We start from the raw sequence: 15336 nt of genomic DNA on the forward strand, positions 1-15336 counted from the left end.
ATGGGCAGCCCCTCCGGACCCCCGTTCGACCCGGACGATCCCGGCCGGGACCGTCGGGAGCGGGACACCGAGCCCATCCCGAGGTACCGGCCCGATGACGGGCCGGGCTACGGGTCCGGTGCGGGACTCTCCAACGGACCGTCCTTCTCGGACGACGCCGGTTACGGCGACGGCCCGGCCTACGCCGGCGAGGGGCGTTCCTGGAACCGTGATCCGGAGGCGGGCCACCAGCAGCCGGTCATCTCCGAGGAGGAGCTGTCCGGCCTGCGGTCCGACGCCCAGGGCATGGCCCCCCGCCGGGTGCTCCCGCTGGAGGACGAGCCCAGTTCGCTGGTCGCCCGCTACCTCTTCCCCACCGAACGCTACCGGGGCGAGTGGAAGCGGCACTGGATCCACCTCACCACCCCGATCATCGTCGGCGTGGCGGCCACCTTCGTGCTCGGCTACCTCTCCGGCTTCCTCGCCGGGCAGGACGTCGGCGCCCTCACCACCATCGCGGTGCTCCTCTGGTTCGCGGTGATGGGCTGGGTCGCCTGGAAGGTCGCCGACTGGTGGTATGACCGGTTCATCCTGACCAACAAGCGGGTCATGGTGGTCAACGGCATCATCACCCGCCGGGTCGCGATGATGCCGCTCGTCCGGGTCACCGACATGAAGTACGAGCAGACGCCGACCGGGCGGGCACTCAACTACGGCACCTTCGTGCTGGAGTCCGCCGGCCAGGAGCAGGCGCTGCGCGAGGTCAAGAATCTGCCCAACCCGAACGAGCTCTACCTGCGGGTGGTCGAGGAGATGTACGAGCCGCAGGCGGTCGAGGCCCGGTTGGGCAAGGAGGCCGACGAGGCCAAGGCCGACGACGGCGCCTGAGATCTGTCGTCCGTCCGTCGGGCGAACTGCACACCTTTCGCCGTCGACCGGGTGGTGCCCGGTGTGACAGCCTGCCAGGCGGGACGGCGTGCGGAGGTGAGCGGTGGCCGACCGGGACCCCCTGGAGGACGAGTTCCGCGACTTCGTCGCGGCGCGCTCCAGCGCCCTGCTGCGTACCGCCTACCTGCTCGCCGGGGACTGGGCCACCGCAGAGGACCTGCTCCAGACCGCGCTGACCAAGACGTATCTGGCCTGGCGGCGGCTGGGCGGGATCGAGGCGGTCGAGCCGTACGCCCGGCGGGTGCTGGTCAACACGTCCACCAGCTGGTGGCGGCGACGGTGGCACGGTGAGCGTCCCACCGAGGTGCTGCCCGAGCGGGCCGGCGTGGACGAGATCGCCCAACAGCTCGACCGGGACGCGCTCTGGCGGCACCTACGGGCGTTACCCGCCCGGCAGCGCGCCGTACTGGTGCTGCGCTACTACGAGGACCTGTCGGAGGCCCAGACGGCGGCCCTGCTGGAGATCTCCCCCGGCACGGTGAAGAGCCAGACGTCCCGCGCCCTGGCCACCCTGCGCCGCCGGCTCGGGGCGGAGGCGCTGCTCGACCTCGCCCCCGAGCCGGCCACGACCACCCGTCCGGCTCCCGCCGGTCGCCCGCCATCGTCCGGCCGCGCCTCCGGCAGCACCCGGGCACCCGCACCGGGCACGTCGGGCGATCCCACGCCGGAGCACAGCGGGGCGTTGCCGGCCCCGGCCGGGGCAGTCCCGCTGCGGCCGGGTGCGGCGCGGGCCGGTGCGGCGCGCGTCGTACCCGGGGAACGGGCGGGTGGCCCGGCGGCGATCCGGCCGGTGGGCGCGGGCGTCCGGCCGATTCCGACCACACCGCTCGCTGCGGAGACCCGATGAGCCCCTCACCGTCCCGGCCCGGCAACCAGACCGACGGGCCCGAGCGTCCATTCCTGGTGACGCACGACGAAGAGCTGGAGCGGGCACTGCGGGAGACCCTCTCCCAGCGGGTCGCCGTGCCCCACCGGCTGCCCGTCGACCCGGCCGGGCTGGCGCTCGGCCGGGCCCGGCGGGCGCGACGCCGGCGCACGGTCGCCGGGCTCACGCTGGCCAGCGTCGTGACCGCCCTGGCGGCCGGTGGGATGACCCAGCTGGGTGGGCAGGCGGACCGTCCCACCACCCCCACCGTGGTGCTCGGTGACCCGCGTGGGGTGGTCACCCTGTCCGCCGGCCCGGTCGCGCCCGACCCGGCCGACCGACCGACCCCGGGCGAGGTCGACCTGGTCGTGGCCGGTGTCCTGGTCACCGCCACCGGGCAGCGGTACGAGCTGGGTGTCGGGCCGGTCGAACGCGCGCAACGACTGCCCGACCACGGTGGCTGGCTGCTGACCGGGGCGGTCACCGCTGCCGGCCGTACCCTCTGGGTGGTGCCCTCGGGCGGCGAACCGCGGGCGTTGCTCGCCGGGGCCGAGGAGATCGTGCTGTCACCGGACGGCCGGCAGGTGGTCTGGCGCGACGACGGCCGGCTCTTCGCCGCCGGGATCGTGGCCGGTCAGCTCATCGCTTCCGTGGCCGGACCAGCCGTCGACGCGGTCCCGGTCCGGGTCGTCGGCGACCGGGTCCTGCTGCGGACCGCCGCCGAGGGCGGTCACCTGTGGTGGCGGTGGACCCCGGCGGCACCGCCCGGCGTCGTCGCGCCGAACGTTCTGGAGGTCTACGGGGCCCGGCCGGACGGCCGGTTGGTCGCCGGGGTGCGGGTCGGCGGCCGGAACTGCCTGGCCCTGCTCGACACCGACCTGACCCCGGCCGTCACCCGGTGCGACACGACCCCCGCCGACGGCCGGGGCGCGGTCTCCCCCGACGGGCGCTGGTTGCTGGTCAACGGTCGACTCGCCGGATCGGACGGCGCCATCCTGGTCGACCTGGCCGAGCTGACCGGTGCCGCCCCGCCACCGCGCAACGCCGGCCCGGTGATCGGCGGCGAGGTGGTCTGGACGGACACCCGGCACGCGGCGTACGTGGACCGCGACGGTGCCCTGGCCCGGTTGCGCCCCGACGAGGTGCTGGCGGGGAAACCGGCCACCCCGACCCCGGTGGCCGGGGTCGGCGACGGCGTCCGACCGGTGGTGGTGGCCGGCACCGGGTGATCCGCACGCACCGCACGGCCCGGTAGCGTCGGGCCATGCCCGCGCGCCCGCTGATCGACCTGCACGCCCACTCCACCGCCAGCGACGGCACGCTCGGCCCGGCCGAACTGGTCCGGGCCGCCGCCGACGCCGGGCTGGCCGTCGTGGCGATCACCGACCACGACACCACTGCCGGGTGGGCGCCGGCGGTCGACGCGTTGCCCCCCGGGCTCAGCCTGATCCGGGGCGCGGAACTGTCCTGCCGCTGGCACGGCGCCGCACCGGCGCTGCCGCTGCACCTGCTGGCGTACCTGTTCGACCCGGACCACCCCGAGCTGGTCGCCGAGCTGGCCCGGGTGCGACAGGCCCGGGAGGTACGCGGGGAACGGATCGTGGCGCTGCTGCGGGCCGACGGGGTCGACGTGAGCTGGCCGGAGATCCTGGCCGCCGCCGACGGTGGGACGGTCGGTCGGCCGCACATCGCCGCCGCGCTGATCCGGGCCGGCCTGGTCGCCACCACCACCGAGGCGTTCGGCCGGGACTGGTTGGGGGAGCGGTACCGGCTGCCCAAGGACGACATCGACGTGTTCCGGGCCGTCGCCCTGGTCCGCGCGGCCGGGGGTGTGCCGGTGTTCGCCCACCCCCGGGCCAGCCGGCGGGGACGGATCGTCCCGGACGCGCTGATCGCCGAGCTGGCCGGGGTGGGGCTGGCCGGGCTGGAGGCCGACCACGAGGACCACACGCCCGCCGAGGCGGCGCACGTCCGGCGGCTCGCCACCGACCTGGGCCTGCTGGTCACCGGCTCGTCGGACTTCCACGGCAGCCACAAGAGCGTCCGGCTGGGGGCGCACACCACCGCGCCGGAGGCGTACGAGCGGATCGTCGCGGCGTCCTCCGGAGTGACCGGCGTCGCTTCCGGGTGATCCGCGTTCCGCCTGCCAGCGGCACCGCTACCCTCGTCCGGTGGATCTCAAGCTCTTCGGTGAGGTCTTCGTGACCCTGCTGGTCATCGTCGACCCGCCGGGCATGATGCCGATCTTCCTCGCCCTGACCGGCCCGCTGCCGGCCCGTGACCGCAACCGGGCCGCCTGGCAGGCGGTCGCGTTGGCGCTCGGCGTCATCGTGGTCTTCGCCGTCGCCGGCCAGACCCTCCTCGCCTACCTGCACGTCGACCTGCCGGCGTTGCAGGCGGCCGGCGGCCTGCTGCTGATCCTGGTCGCGCTGGAACTGCTCACCGGCAAGGCCGACGACCCCAGCCAGCAGGCCACCTCCAACATCGCCCTGGTGCCACTGGGCACCCCGCTGCTGGCCGGCCCCGGCGCGATCGTGGCGACCATGCTGTTCGTGCAGCAGGCCGACGGGATCGGACAGGTCTCGGCGATCGCCGCCGCGATCGTCGCGGTGATGCTGGCGGTCTGGGTGGTGCTGCGCTTCTCCGGCGGAATCGTCAAGATCCTCCGACCGGGCGGCATCGAGGTGCTGACCCGGATCGCCGGCCTGCTGCTGGCCGCCATCGCCGTGCAGCTCATCGCCGACGCGGTGGCCGCCTTCGTCACCCAGTACGTGAACATGACCTGAGCCGCCCGTCGTGCCGCCGCCGGGCTGTCACACCGGGCTGGCAGGATCTGGGGGGTGCGACGAGCCTCCTCCGCCGGTACCCCCCGGCCCCGCTCCGGCCAACCCGAACAGCTCGGCTTCGCCGGGATGCCCGAACGGCTCTTCACCTGCACACCCAGCAAACTCGGCGCGTACGCCGACTGCCCCCGGCGCTACCGCTACGCCTACCTGGACCGGCCCGCCCCGCCGAAGGGGCCGCCATGGGCGCACAACTCGCTCGGCGCGAGCGTGCACACCGCCCTGAAGAACTGGTATGCGCTGCCCGTCGACCGTCGGCGTCCCGAGGCGCTGCCGGCCCTGCTCAAGGGCACCTGGGTCCGGGAGGGCTACCGCGACGACGAGCAGGAGCGGGCGGCCTACCAGCGGGCGCTCGGCTGGCTGGAGGGGTACGTCGCGACCCTCGACCCCGGCGACGACCCGCTGGGCGTGGAACGGGTGGTCGCCGTCAAGACCGCCGTGCTGGCCTTCAACGGGCGGGCCGACCGGATCGACTCCCGCCCCGGCCCGGACGGCCCCGAGCTGGTCATCGTCGACTACAAGACCGGCCGCACCGGGCTGGACGCCGACGACGCGCGCGGCTCCCAGGCGCTCGCCCTCTACGCGTACGCCGCCGAGCGGACGTTCCGCCGGCCGTGCCGCCGGGTCGAGCTGCACCACCTGCCGACCGGCACCGTCGCCGGGCACGACCACAGCGTCGAGTCGCTGAACCGCCAGCTCAGCCGGGCCGAGGACACCGCCCGGGACATCATGGCCGCCGAGCGGTCGGTCACCGACGGCGTCGACCCGGACGAGGCGTTCCCCACCGTGGCCGGGCCCCGCTGCGGCTGGTGCGACTACCGGCGTACCTGCCCCGTGGGCGCACAGACGCCCGGCCGTGAGCCGTGGTCGGCGATCGACCGCCCCGCCACTCCGGTGGTCGACTGACCGGGTCCCGGGCCGTCAGGGGCAGGTGCCACCCGGGGTGACCGCCCAGGGTCGGGGGTGACGAACCTGCCTCGGCGGGGTGGGGCGAGACCTCGGTTCAGGCGGCGGCGCGGTCCTTGCCCGCCTGCCGGATCGGGCTCTCCCGCCAGTTGCGGGGCAGCGCCGCCAGGGTGAGCCGCAGCGCCCGTACGCTCAGGTCGGCGGAGAGCGCGGTGGTGGGCAGCCCCAGGCCGCCGTACAACCGCAGCGCCCACGGGGGCAGCAGCCCGAGCGCCGTGCCGGCCACCCCGAAGTACGCCCAGCGCGGTGGGCCCAGGCTCAGCCCGAGCCGGGCCGGTCGGCTGAGCTTCCACGGAATCGGCGGGGCGGTCAGGAACAGGGCGGTCTCGGCCGCCGCTTTCGTCATCCGCAGCTCCGGCCGGACCGCCCGGTAGTAGTCGGCCACCTCGGCGGCGCTGCCGGGCACCTCGGCCGGATCCAGCCCGACAAGTGCGGCGGCCCGCCGCTGCTCGGCGTAGTACCCGTCCACCTCGGCGTCGGTCAGCGACAGGCCGGCCCGGCGGGCGGTGCCGACGAACGACTCGGCCCCGGTGACGTGCACCCAGCGCAGCAGATCCGGCTCGTCGATCCGGAACCGCTCCCCGGTGAACGGGTCGGTGGCGCGCAGCCGGGCGTGCATGGCCCGCAGCCGCCGACCGGCCGTCTCGGCCTCGGCGGTGGTGCCGAAGAAGACCGTGTCGAGGTACGTGCCGGTGCGGACCAGCCGCCCCCAGGCGTCCGACCGGTAGTTGCTGTTCTGGGCCACGCCGGCCATCGCCCGGGGGTGCAGGGCCTGAAGGTAGAGGGAACGCAGGCCGGCGACGATCAGGATCGGTTCGTCGTGCACCTTCCAGGTGACCGAACCGGGACCGAAGAGGCCGAGATCGTCGTTGTCCACCCGTCAACAGTGCCACGCCCGACGTCGTGCCGCCGTCGGTCGCCCGGCCGGGATCATCGGGGTCGGCCGGTGGCGTGGCAGCATCGGGACCGCCGGGGCCCAGGTGGCGGCCGGGATGAATCGCGGTGAACCGGACCGTCCGCCACCGCGTGTACGCGTACGGGTAGACGCTGCGACAGCAAGCTGGACGTACGCTGTCTGCCGCAACCCGCATTCCACGCTCGGAGGTGTCGGTGTTCAAGGAGATCAACGGTCTGCCAGGTCACGTCCTGGTGGTCCACGCCGTGGTGGTCTTCGTTCCCCTGCTCGCGCTGCTGGCCAGCGCGTACGGGCTGATGCCGCGTTGGCGGCCGCGCCTCGACTGGGCGGTGGCTATCCTGGCCGTGATCACCCCGGTCCTCGCCTGGGTGGCGACGGAGTCGGGGGAGGCGTTCGAGGAGGCGCTGAAGGCGAAGGGCTACTCGCCCGAGCTGCTCGCCAAGATCCATGAACACTCCGAGTACGGCGACAGGCTGCTCTGGTTCAGCCTCGGGCTGGCCGTGGCGGCGCTGTTGCTGCTGGCGGTGACCAGCAACCGAGTGCGTACCCCGAACCTGCCCGCGTGGGCATCCTGGGTGCTGACCGCGATCATCGTGGTGCTGTCGGTGTTGGCGATCGTCTACGTCTATCTCACTGGGGACAGCGGGGCCGCCTCGGTGTGGAGCAACACGTTCTGACCGGTCGCCTACGGTGCTGACCGGCCGCTAGCTGTGCTGACCGGCCGGCCCGTGTGCTGGCCGGCCGCGGTCGGCTGGTCAGCACACGGGCCGGATCGTGCATCGGCGCGTCCGGCGGGCGGGTGCGCCGCCGGACGTCCGGCGGCTGGTCAGAACAGTGCCCGGGAGCAGAGCAGGCAGAGCAGCAACAGCAACACGATGCCGATGACCGCGCCGACGCTCCAGGTGACCCGCTGGGCCCGCTGCTCCGCCGCGTCCATCGCCTCCATGTCCTGTGCCGGCAGGGTGCGGGCCGGAGTCGCTTCCAGGTGAACCGGGGGACGCCAGCCCGGCGGTGGTGGCGTGGTGGGCGGCGGTCCGGCGTAACCGCCCGGCACCGACCATCCCGATCTCGTCCCCGGTGCGGCGGTGCCCGCTGCCGGGGTGGCCGAGGTCGTCCCCGAGGTCGACGTACCCGCCCTCGGCGGGGCGGACCCACCGGACAGCTCAGCGGACGGCAGGCCGCCAGGAGGGCTGGAGGGCCGACCGGACGGCAGGCCGGGTGCCGGCGCGTTGACCGGGCTGGCCCAGGGCGAGGGCTGTGGCGGTGTCCTGCCCTCGACTCCCGCGCCGGCCTCGACCCCGGCCCCGGCTTCGGCACTGGTCCCGGTCCCGGCTTCGGCACTGGTCTCGGCCTGGGTTCCGGCACTGGTCTCGGTTCCGGCTGCGGGTGCGGCGTCGGTGGCGGCGGGAGTTTCGTTCGGGCGGTCCGAGGCGCGCGACCCGTCGGTGGTGGTGTGCGGGTGCGCCGGGGCCGACGGGTTGGTGGCGTCCGTGGGGACGGCGGGGCGCATCGGGGGTGGCGGTCCGGTGGGTGAGGGGGCGGGTGGCGGTGCGGGTGGGCGTCGCCAGTATTCATCGTCGGGGCTGGCACCGCGGGGCGTCGTCACGCCGTCCGACGCTACCAACGCGGCGACCTGTCAGCGGCCCGACGCGGCCGGCCCTCGCCGGGGGAGGCCCTCGCCGGGGGAGGCCCGGCAGTCGGCTGACGTGGTGGTGCGCGGCAAGCGGGCGGTCCGCGGGTAGTCTTGCCGCTCGTGAGCACCGAGGACCTGGTCGGCAGCGGCGTGCCCGGCGATGACGACCGCACGGTCGACCTCAGCGACGATTTCGTGGTGCTGCCCGAGCAGACCGCCGACGACACCGACTCCGGGTGGGGTGAGCGCCGGGTCGGCAACGATGACTGGTTGCTCGCCGAACGCCCTCCGCACTGGAGTTGACCACCGTCGGCGGGCGGTAGGTCGACAAGATCCGCTCTTGGGTGGCGACGTGGCGGTGTCCGGGTGGGCGCGATACCGCTGTCCCGGCCCACAAGAGTGGATCATCCTCGGATGACGACGCTGAATCGGCTGCCCTCCGGCTGCCCGACGGACCGCTGCGCCTGATCGGGCCGGACCGCCAGGTAGAGCGCGGACGAGCCGTCGACGACCCCGGCACCCACCACGTCGAGCACCAGGGCGTCGGCGGCCAGCAGAACGGGCGCACCGGCGCTGCGTCCGGCAGGCGACACGAGAAGGTCGACCCGGGCGCCGGGGCGCAGGACCGCGAGGGCGGCCGGTTCGGCCAGGCGTACCGGCACTCCCACGAAGCCACTCGGCAGTGGCAGCGCGACCGGGGCACCCCCACCGGCGGGCCGGTCGGTCTCCTCCGCACCGGCCCGGCTGCCGTCTGCTGCACCCGGGACAGCGGTCCCGCCGGCATCTCGCGGTGCCGTCCGACCGTTCGGTGTGCCGGGAGCGTGGCCCGGCTGGCCACCTGCGGCAGACCCGGCCATGGTCCCGGTCGGGCGGGTGGGACAGCCCGCCGGGTGGGACGCGGCGGTGGGAGGTCCGGCGGTGCCGAGGGCCACGGCGGGCGGCGGAGCGCCGGTGGGGCAGCCCGACGGATTGTCCATGACGATCACCGCCAGCCCCAGCAGGACGGTCACCAACGCCGCCCGGAGCAGGGTCCCCCCACCGGGGCGGCGCGGCCAATGGAACGGTCGCAGTGAACCTTCGCCCTTCATGCCACCGGCCGCCATGACGACACCCTCCGCCGCTCGCCGGATGCCCCGGCGGCACCCCCCGCTCAGCAGGCTAGGCAGTAACCCCCCACCCCACGACCCCCACGCCCACCCCCTGTGGACAACACCCCCCCTGTGGAAAACCCCACCCACCCACCCACCCCCACCCTCAGCGGAGTGATCAAGAGGTTTGCGTCATCCGGCCGACGGCGGATGACGCAAACCTCTTGATCAACAAATGCAGGTGGGTGGGAGAGGGGGGAGGGCGGGCGGGATCAGGGGGAGGTGGTGGTGGAGGACTTGGTGGGGCTGGACGAACCGCCGCTGGGTGAGCCTGACGAGCCGGACTTGGAGGTGGAGGGGGAGCCGGGGGAGGACGAACTGGGGGTCGAGGACCCGCCTGAGCCCGACGACGAGCCGGAGCCCGAGGAGTCCCCACCGGCGGAGGTGCCCTCCGACTTCGTCGGCTTCGCCGCGCCACCCTTGCCCTCGGTGCCCGAGGCCCGGGAGTCGGTGCGATAGAAGCCGGAGCCCTTGAACACGACACCGACCGAGTTGAAGACCTTGCGCAGCCGCCCCTCGCATGCGGGGCACTCGGTCAGCGGCTCGTCCGAGAACGACTGCACCGCCTCGAGTTGGTGGCCGCACGCGGTGCAGGCGTACTGGTACGTGGGCACGTTCTCCTCCGGATCTGGTCCAGTCGATTGGCACTCGACGTATTCGAGTGCCAATGGTGCGTCATCGGACCCGGGTTCGTCCAGCGGGGGTGGGGCGATCGTCATCCGGGTCGACGGGGAGCGGCCGCAGGCCGTCCGACGGGGTGAGCACCGCAGCAACCGGACGGTCATGGGGCTGGGTGGGCAGGGCGGTGAGCAGTTCGCCGTCGTGCAACAGCGCCACGGTCAGGGTGGCGGCCGGCACCCGGGCCAGCGCCCGGTCGTAGGAACCGCCACCCCGGCCCAGTCGTAGGCCACGCCGGTCCACCGCCAGCGCGGGCACCACCACCAGGGTGGCCCCGACGATCGCCGTCCGGCCGCGCCGGGGGCCGTCCGGCTCGCGCATGCCCCGGCCGGCGGCGACCAGGGTGCCCGGACCGGCGTACGACGCCCAGTCCAGGTCGAGGTCGTCGCGGAGCACGGGCAGCAGCAGCTCCGCCCCGGCCGGCAGCGCGGCCCGGAGCACCTCGGGCAGGTCGGGACCGCCCGGCTCGGAGCCGACCGGGACGTACCCGGTCATCGTGGCCGGCCGCAGGCGGCGTACCAGCTCGGTCAGCCCGGCCTGGACGCGCGTCGCGGCGGCGGCCCGCTGGGGTGCGGTGAGCGCCCGGCGGCGGGCGAGCAGCGCGGCGCGCGTCTCGCGTTTGGTCGCATGGGTGACTTCCGCCTGATCAGAAAAATCGGGCACGCAACACTCCTGACGCAACGCTGTCGAACTGGTCGCTCTGTGTCAGCATCGCAGGAACGGGCCTGGAACTTCCGGGGGGACAGCGTTGACGCTACGCGGGCGGTTGACGGCGGCCTTCCTCACGGTGGTGCTCGGTCCGGTGCTGCTCGGCGCGGTGTTCGTCGGCACCACCCTGTCGGCGGTGGACCGCAGCCGGTCCACCGAACGGCTCGGCCTGGCCGCGTCCGCCGTCCGTACCTCGATCGATGCGCTCTGCCAGCAGTTGCGGGCCGCCGCCGACGCGGTGGCCCTGCGTCCCGACCCGGTGACCCGGGCGGGTGCGGCCGGCCAGGTGGTCAGCCGGGGGCTGGCCACCGCCGTGCTGGTCACCGACGTGGCCGGCGGCACCACGTACGCCACCCCGGGTGGGCCGGTGACCCCGTGGCAGGACTGCGCGGGCCCCCGGACCGGCGGACCGGTCCGGGCGCTCAGCGCCCGGGTGGACCTGCGCGACCCGGCGGGCACGCCGCTCGGCGCGGTGGCCGCCGCCGAGGTGGTCGACCCGGCGTTCATGGCCCGGTTGGCCGCCGCGACCGGCGTCGCGGTCACCCTCCTCGACGACACCGCCGGCACCGACCGGATCACCCACACCACCGAGGGCGGTCGGGTACGCGATGCGGTGCTCGCCGCCGCCGGCGCGGTCGACGGCGACCGGGTCACCGCGACCCCGGACGGTCGCTACGTCCGGCGGCTCGGGCCGGCCCCCGGGCAACCGTTGCCCCTGGTCCTCTCCGTGGCCGGTGAGCGACCGTCGGGCCTGCCGGCCGCCTTGGTCGGCGCGGTGCTGCTCGCCGCCGCGCTGGCCGTGCTGACCGCGTGGCGACTGGCCCGGGCCACCACCCGGCCGTTGGTGGAGCTGGCCGGTGCGGTGGACCGGGTGGCCCGGGGCGACCTGACCGCCCGGGTGCCGGTGCGCAGCCGGGACGAGATCGGCCGGCTCGCCGCCGCCTTCAACCGGATGACCCGGGAGACCGCCGGGTACGTGACCGCGTTGACCAGCAGCCGGGATCAGTTGCGGGGCCATCTCGGGGTGCTCGGTGACACCCTGGCCAGCACCCACGACCTGCAGCGCATCCTGCGGGTGATCCTGCACAGCGCCATCGCGGCGACCGGGGCGCGGGCCGGGGCGGTGCTGCTGCGCGACGACACCGGAGTGCTCGTCGGGCAGTGCGCCGAGGGGCTGGCCGGGCGCTGCCCGCCGGGCACCGAGCCGGAGGAGCTGCGGGTGCCGGTCGGTACGGGGGTGGTCGGTCTGGTCGCCGCCACCGGTGAACCGCAGCGGGGCCGGGTCCCGCCGGGCCCGACGCCGACCGGTGAGCCGTGGTGCGAGACGTACGTGGCGGTGCCGTTCACCGCACCCGGTGGGGCCGGTGCGGACCCTCCCGGCCGGGACCCGGCGGTCGGCGTGCTGGTCCTCTACGACCGGCTCGGCGTCGGTGAGTTCGACGACGACGACCTGGCGACCCTGCGGACCTTCGCCGGGCACGCGGCGGTGGCGGTGGAGAACGTCCGGGTGCACGAGGAGGCGCAGCGGTTGTCGCTGACCGACCCGTTGACCGGGCTGTGGAACTACCGGTACCTGCGCGAGTCGTTGCGCCGGGAGGTGGAGCGGGCCAGCCGGTTCGGTCGGATGCTCAGCATTCTCGTCCTCGACCTGGACCGCTTCAAGATCGTCAACGACAGTTACGGGCATGCCGCCGGGGATGCCGTGCTCGTCGAGTTCGCCCGCCGGGTCCGGGACGAGATCCGCGAGGTGGACCTGGCCTTCCGGCAGGGCGGCGAGGAGTTCGTGGTGCTGCTGCCGGAGACCGACGCCCCGGGCGCGGCGACCGTCGCCGAGCGGCTGGGCGCGGCCGTGCGGGACACCCCGGTCGTGGTCGCCGGGCACGCGGGCATCCTGACCACGATCGCGGTGTCGGTCTCCATCGGCATCGCCGTCTATCCGGACCACGCCAGCACCGGTGCGGAGGTGCTGGACGCCGCCGACGAGGCGTTGTACGCCGCCAAGGGCGCCGGCCGCGACGGCTACCGGCTGGCGACCGCGCGGCACCGACCGACGCCGGTCGCGGACGGCGCGGTCGAGGAGATCGCCGTACCGGCGGGGGCGACCAGCCCGGCCGACGGCCTGCCCCGCGCCGGCCCGCCCACCGACCCGCCGCCCACCGACCCGCCCTCCAGCGACGAGCCGTCCGCCCACCGTCCGCCCACCGATCGGGCTCCCGCCGACGACCTGTCGGCCGACCTGTCGATCGACGGGCCGACGGGTCGGCACGCCGTCGGTGCTCCCGGTGTGACGCAGCCGGGCGGCGCGTCTTGCGGTCCTCACCCGCCGCGGCAGAGCCGTGGCCGATAGTCTCGCGGCATGTCGGAGCACTCAGCGAACCCCTCATCGACCACCGCGACCGGTCGTGCCCGTGCGGTCAAGGCCGTCATTCCGGCCGCCGGCCTGGCCACCCGGTTCCTGCCGGCCACCAAGGCGGTGCCCAAGGAACTGCTGCCGGTGATCGACCGGCCGGTGCTCCAGTACATCGTCGAGGAGGCGGCCCAGGCCGGCATCGGTGACGTGCTCCTGATCACCGGTCGGGGCAAGACGTCGATGGTGGACCACTTCGACCGTCGCCCCGATCTGGAGGCCCGGCTGGAGGCCAAGGGTGATGCCGAACGGCTGGCCGCGGTGAAGCGCCCCAGCGAGCTGGCCGAGATCTACACCTGCCGGCAGCCCGAGCAGCTCGGTCTCGGCCACGCCGTCGGGTACGCCGAGTCGCACGTCGGCGACCAGCCCTTCGCGGTGCTCCTCGGCGACGAGTTCGTCAAGCCGTCCGAGCCGCTGCTGCCGGCCATGTTGGAGCTACAGGCCCGCACCGGCGGGGTGGTGCTGGCGTTCTTCGAGGTCGACCCGGCCGAGACCAAGCGGTACGGGATCGCCTCGGTCGCGCCGGCCGAGGCCGAGCTGACCGACATCGGCGAGGTCGTGCGGGTCACCGGCATGGTGGAGAAGCCCCAGCCGGAGGACGCCCCGAGCAACCTGGCGGTCCTCGGCCGGTACGTCCTGCCGGGGCGGATCTTCGACGCGATCCGGCGCACCGAGCCGGGCAGCGGCGGGGAGATCCAGCTGACCGACGCGATGGAGCTGCTGCGCAGCGAGGGCGTGCCGGTGCACGCGATCGTCTACCGGGGCACCCGCTACGACACCGGCATGCCGCTGGGCTACCTCCAGACAGTCGTGCAGATCGCCGTCGAGCGGGAGGACCTCGGCGGTGAGTTCCGCGCCTGGCTGACCGAGTTCGTCAACAACGGCGACGAGACCGTCACCGCGGCGATCCTCAACGGGGTACGCGACACGGCGGGCGGCTCCGGTACATGACCTCGACGGCCGACGCCGAGGCGGCCGCGAACGAGTTGACGCCGCTCGCCGACTACCTGGGCAGCGTGCTGCGCAGGTTGCGCGCGCTGCCTCCGCTCGACCTCGACCTCACCCAGGCATACGGCAACGTCCTCGCCTCGGACGTCGTCGCCCCGCACTCGTTCCCCGCCTTCGACCAGGCGGCGGTGGACGGGTACGCCGCGCGCTGGGAGGACCTCGTCGGGTACGGCCCGGTGCCCTCGGGCGGGCCGGGCCGTGCGGTACGGCTCAACGTGGTCGGTGACCTGGGCGCGGCGAGCTGGCGGCCGGTCCGGCTCACCCCCGGCTCGTGCTTCTCGGTGGCCGCCGGTGCGCCGATGCCGATCGCCGCCGACGTGGTGGTGCCGGTGGAGTGGACCGACCAGGGCATGGCCGCGGTGGAGATCTTCCGCACCCCCAAGCGTGGGTACGGCGTCCGCCGCGCCGGTGAGGAGTTGCCCGCCGGCACCGTCCTCGCCCGCGCCGGCACGTACGTCGCCCCGGCACTGGTGGCTGTCTTCGCCGCCACCGGCATCGGACACGTGGTGGTCCGGCCCAGCCCCCGGGTGGTCATCGTGGCCACCGGCGACGAACTCGTCGACGTGGGCCGGGGCAGCCAGCCCGGTCAGGTGGTGGACGCCAACTCGCACGCGCTGACCGCCGCCGCCGCCGAGGTGGGCGCGTTGGCGTACCGGGTGGGGATCTGCGACGACGACCCGGAGGGGTTGCGCGGCCTGTTGGAGGACCAGACCCTGCGGGCCGATCTGATCATCACCACCGGCGGCACCGGTACCGGCCCCGGCGACATGGTCCGGCGGATCCTGTCCCGCCGGGAGGGCGGCCGGGCCGGGCCGGTGACGTTCACCGATGTGGCGCTGTACCCGGGCACGGCGTTGGGGTTCGGTACCGTCGGGGCCGAGGAGGTGCCGGTGGTGTGTCTTCCCGGTGAGCCCGGTGCGGCGCTGATCGGTTTCGAGGTGCTGGCCCGCCCGGCGATCCAGCTGCTGGCCGGCGCGGAGCCGGTGTTCCGGCCGAGCGTACGGGCGCACCTGTTGGAGACCATCTCGTCGCCCGGTGGGCTGCGCGAGTTCCGGCCCGCGCACGTGGCCGAGCGGCGCGGCGGGGGTTACACGGTGCAGCCGCTCAGCGGTGGGCCGTACACCCTCTCCGGGTTGGCCGAGGCGAACGGGCTGATGGTGCTCGGTGAGCGGGTCACCACCGCGGCGGCCGGCTCCACCGTGGACGTGTTGCTGCTGGACCGACGGCGGTGAGCCGG

The 15336-nt window shown here is 74.6% G+C and carries 16 protein-coding genes; 11 read left to right on the forward strand and 5 right to left on the reverse strand.

What is annotated here, in order from left to right:
* From ACQP1S_RS03770 to ACQP1S_RS03795, 6 genes are all read left to right on the forward strand, one after another.
* Entirely contained in the window at window positions 1-867 is an 867-nt protein-coding gene (locus ACQP1S_RS03770; RefSeq protein WP_432903028.1) for a PH domain-containing protein, read from the forward strand.
* 103 nt (window positions 868-970) lie between these two features.
* A complete protein-coding gene (locus ACQP1S_RS03775; RefSeq protein WP_432903031.1) occupies window positions 971-1774 on the forward strand; it encodes a SigE family RNA polymerase sigma factor in 804 nt (267 codons plus the stop codon).
* Window positions 1771-3021 (forward strand): hypothetical protein, encoded by a 1251-nt coding sequence (locus ACQP1S_RS03780; RefSeq protein ID WP_432903034.1) that lies wholly within the window; start codon window positions 1771-1773, stop codon window positions 3019-3021. The genes ACQP1S_RS03775 and ACQP1S_RS03780 overlap by 4 nt, the downstream gene beginning before the upstream one ends.
* Window positions 3022-3056: 35 nt before the next feature.
* Window positions 3057-3923: a PHP domain-containing protein gene (locus ACQP1S_RS03785; protein ID WP_432903037.1), complete on the forward strand. Its 867-nt coding sequence runs from the start codon at window positions 3057-3059 to the stop codon at window positions 3921-3923.
* A 40-nt stretch (window positions 3924-3963) separates the two neighbouring features.
* Window positions 3964-4578 carry a MarC family protein gene (locus tag ACQP1S_RS03790; RefSeq protein ID WP_091254181.1) on the forward strand — a complete coding sequence of 205 codons (615 nt, stop codon included), beginning with the start codon at window positions 3964-3966 and terminating at the stop codon, window positions 4576-4578.
* Window positions 4579-4704: 126 nt separating this feature from the next.
* Complete coding sequence (locus ACQP1S_RS03795; protein WP_176739255.1) at window positions 4705-5541, forward strand: RecB family exonuclease; 837 nt, start codon at window positions 4705-4707, stop codon at window positions 5539-5541.
* 97 nt (window positions 5542-5638) lie between these two features.
* On the opposite strand, the gene ACQP1S_RS03800 is transcribed toward ACQP1S_RS03795, so the two are convergent.
* On the reverse strand, window positions 5639-6478 hold the full coding sequence (locus ACQP1S_RS03800; RefSeq protein ID WP_091254175.1) for an oxygenase MpaB family protein: 840 nt from the start codon (window positions 6476-6478) through the stop codon (window positions 5639-5641).
* 233 nt (window positions 6479-6711) lie between these two features.
* On the opposite strand from ACQP1S_RS03800, the gene ACQP1S_RS03805 reads away from it, so the two are divergent.
* A complete protein-coding gene (locus ACQP1S_RS03805; RefSeq protein ID WP_091254172.1) occupies window positions 6712-7194 on the forward strand; it encodes a DUF2231 domain-containing protein in 483 nt (160 codons plus the stop codon).
* 149 nt (window positions 7195-7343) lie between these two features.
* Here ACQP1S_RS03805 and ACQP1S_RS03810 read toward each other — a convergent pair whose 3' ends face one another.
* Window positions 7344-8123: a hypothetical protein gene (locus ACQP1S_RS03810; RefSeq protein ID WP_432903041.1), complete on the reverse strand. Its 780-nt coding sequence runs from the start codon at window positions 8121-8123 to the stop codon at window positions 7344-7346.
* 147 nt (window positions 8124-8270) lie between these two features.
* On the opposite strand from ACQP1S_RS03810, the gene ACQP1S_RS03815 reads away from it, so the two are divergent.
* Window positions 8271-8453: a hypothetical protein gene (locus tag ACQP1S_RS03815; protein WP_432903044.1), complete on the forward strand. Its 183-nt coding sequence runs from the start codon at window positions 8271-8273 to the stop codon at window positions 8451-8453.
* 101 nt (window positions 8454-8554) lie between these two features.
* Here ACQP1S_RS03815 and ACQP1S_RS03820 read toward each other — a convergent pair whose 3' ends face one another.
* From ACQP1S_RS03820 to ACQP1S_RS03830, 3 genes are all read right to left on the reverse strand, one after another.
* On the reverse strand, window positions 8555-9253 hold the full coding sequence (locus ACQP1S_RS03820) for a flagellar biosynthesis protein FlgA (protein ID WP_432903047.1): 699 nt from the start codon (window positions 9251-9253) through the stop codon (window positions 8555-8557).
* Between the two features lie 257 nt (window positions 9254-9510).
* Window positions 9511-9912 (reverse strand): FmdB family zinc ribbon protein, encoded by a 402-nt coding sequence (locus ACQP1S_RS03825; protein WP_432903050.1) that lies wholly within the window; start codon window positions 9910-9912, stop codon window positions 9511-9513.
* Between the two features lie 61 nt (window positions 9913-9973).
* On the reverse strand, window positions 9974-10639 hold the full coding sequence (locus ACQP1S_RS03830; protein WP_432903053.1) for a 5-formyltetrahydrofolate cyclo-ligase: 666 nt from the start codon (window positions 10637-10639) through the stop codon (window positions 9974-9976).
* Window positions 10640-10724: 85 nt separating this feature from the next.
* On the opposite strand from ACQP1S_RS03830, the gene ACQP1S_RS03835 reads away from it, so the two are divergent.
* Genes ACQP1S_RS03835 through ACQP1S_RS03845 form a run of 3 tightly spaced genes read left to right on the forward strand, consistent with a single transcriptional unit; the run spans window position 10725 to window position 15331 of the window.
* The gene (locus ACQP1S_RS03835; protein ID WP_432903056.1) at window positions 10725-13031 is read left to right on the forward strand and encodes a diguanylate cyclase; all 2307 of its coding nucleotides are present in this window, start codon (window positions 10725-10727) and stop codon (window positions 13029-13031) included.
* Between the two features lie 9 nt (window positions 13032-13040).
* On the forward strand, window positions 13041-14042 hold the full coding sequence (locus ACQP1S_RS03840; RefSeq protein WP_091254155.1) for a UTP--glucose-1-phosphate uridylyltransferase: 1002 nt from the start codon (window positions 13041-13043) through the stop codon (window positions 14040-14042).
* The gene (locus tag ACQP1S_RS03845) at window positions 14039-15331 is read left to right on the forward strand and encodes a molybdopterin molybdotransferase MoeA (RefSeq protein ID WP_091254152.1); all 1293 of its coding nucleotides are present in this window, start codon (window positions 14039-14041) and stop codon (window positions 15329-15331) included. The genes ACQP1S_RS03840 and ACQP1S_RS03845 overlap by 4 nt, the downstream gene beginning before the upstream one ends.
* The last annotated feature ends 5 nt before the right edge of the window (window positions 15332-15336 follow it).

This window comes from Micromonospora matsumotoense (genome assembly GCF_050951065.1).
Lineage (GTDB): Bacteria > Actinomycetota > Actinomycetes > Mycobacteriales > Micromonosporaceae > Micromonospora > Micromonospora matsumotoensis.

What these genes read in the sequence shown, in the direction of transcription:
- ACQP1S_RS03770 (WP_432903028.1), top strand. Translation starts at nt 1, where the DNA reads ATGGGCAGCCCCTCCGGACCCCCGTTCGACCCGGACGATCCCGGCCGG.
- ACQP1S_RS03780 (WP_432903034.1), top strand. Translation starts at nt 1,771, where the DNA reads ATGAGCCCCTCACCGTCCCGGCCCGGCAACCAGACCGACGGGCCCGAG.
- ACQP1S_RS03785 (WP_432903037.1), top strand. Translation starts at nt 3,057, where the DNA reads ATGCCCGCGCGCCCGCTGATCGACCTGCACGCCCACTCCACCGCCAGC.
- ACQP1S_RS03795 (WP_176739255.1), top strand. Translation starts at nt 4,705, where the DNA reads ATGCCCGAACGGCTCTTCACCTGCACACCCAGCAAACTCGGCGCGTAC.
- ACQP1S_RS03820 (WP_432903047.1), bottom strand. Translation starts at nt 9,253, where the DNA reads ATGGCGGCCGGTGGCATGAAGGGCGAAGGTTCACTGCGACCGTTCCAT.
- ACQP1S_RS03840 (WP_091254155.1), top strand. Translation starts at nt 13,041, where the DNA reads ATGTCGGAGCACTCAGCGAACCCCTCATCGACCACCGCGACCGGTCGT.
- ACQP1S_RS03845 (WP_091254152.1), top strand. Translation starts at nt 14,039, where the DNA reads ATGACCTCGACGGCCGACGCCGAGGCGGCCGCGAACGAGTTGACGCCG.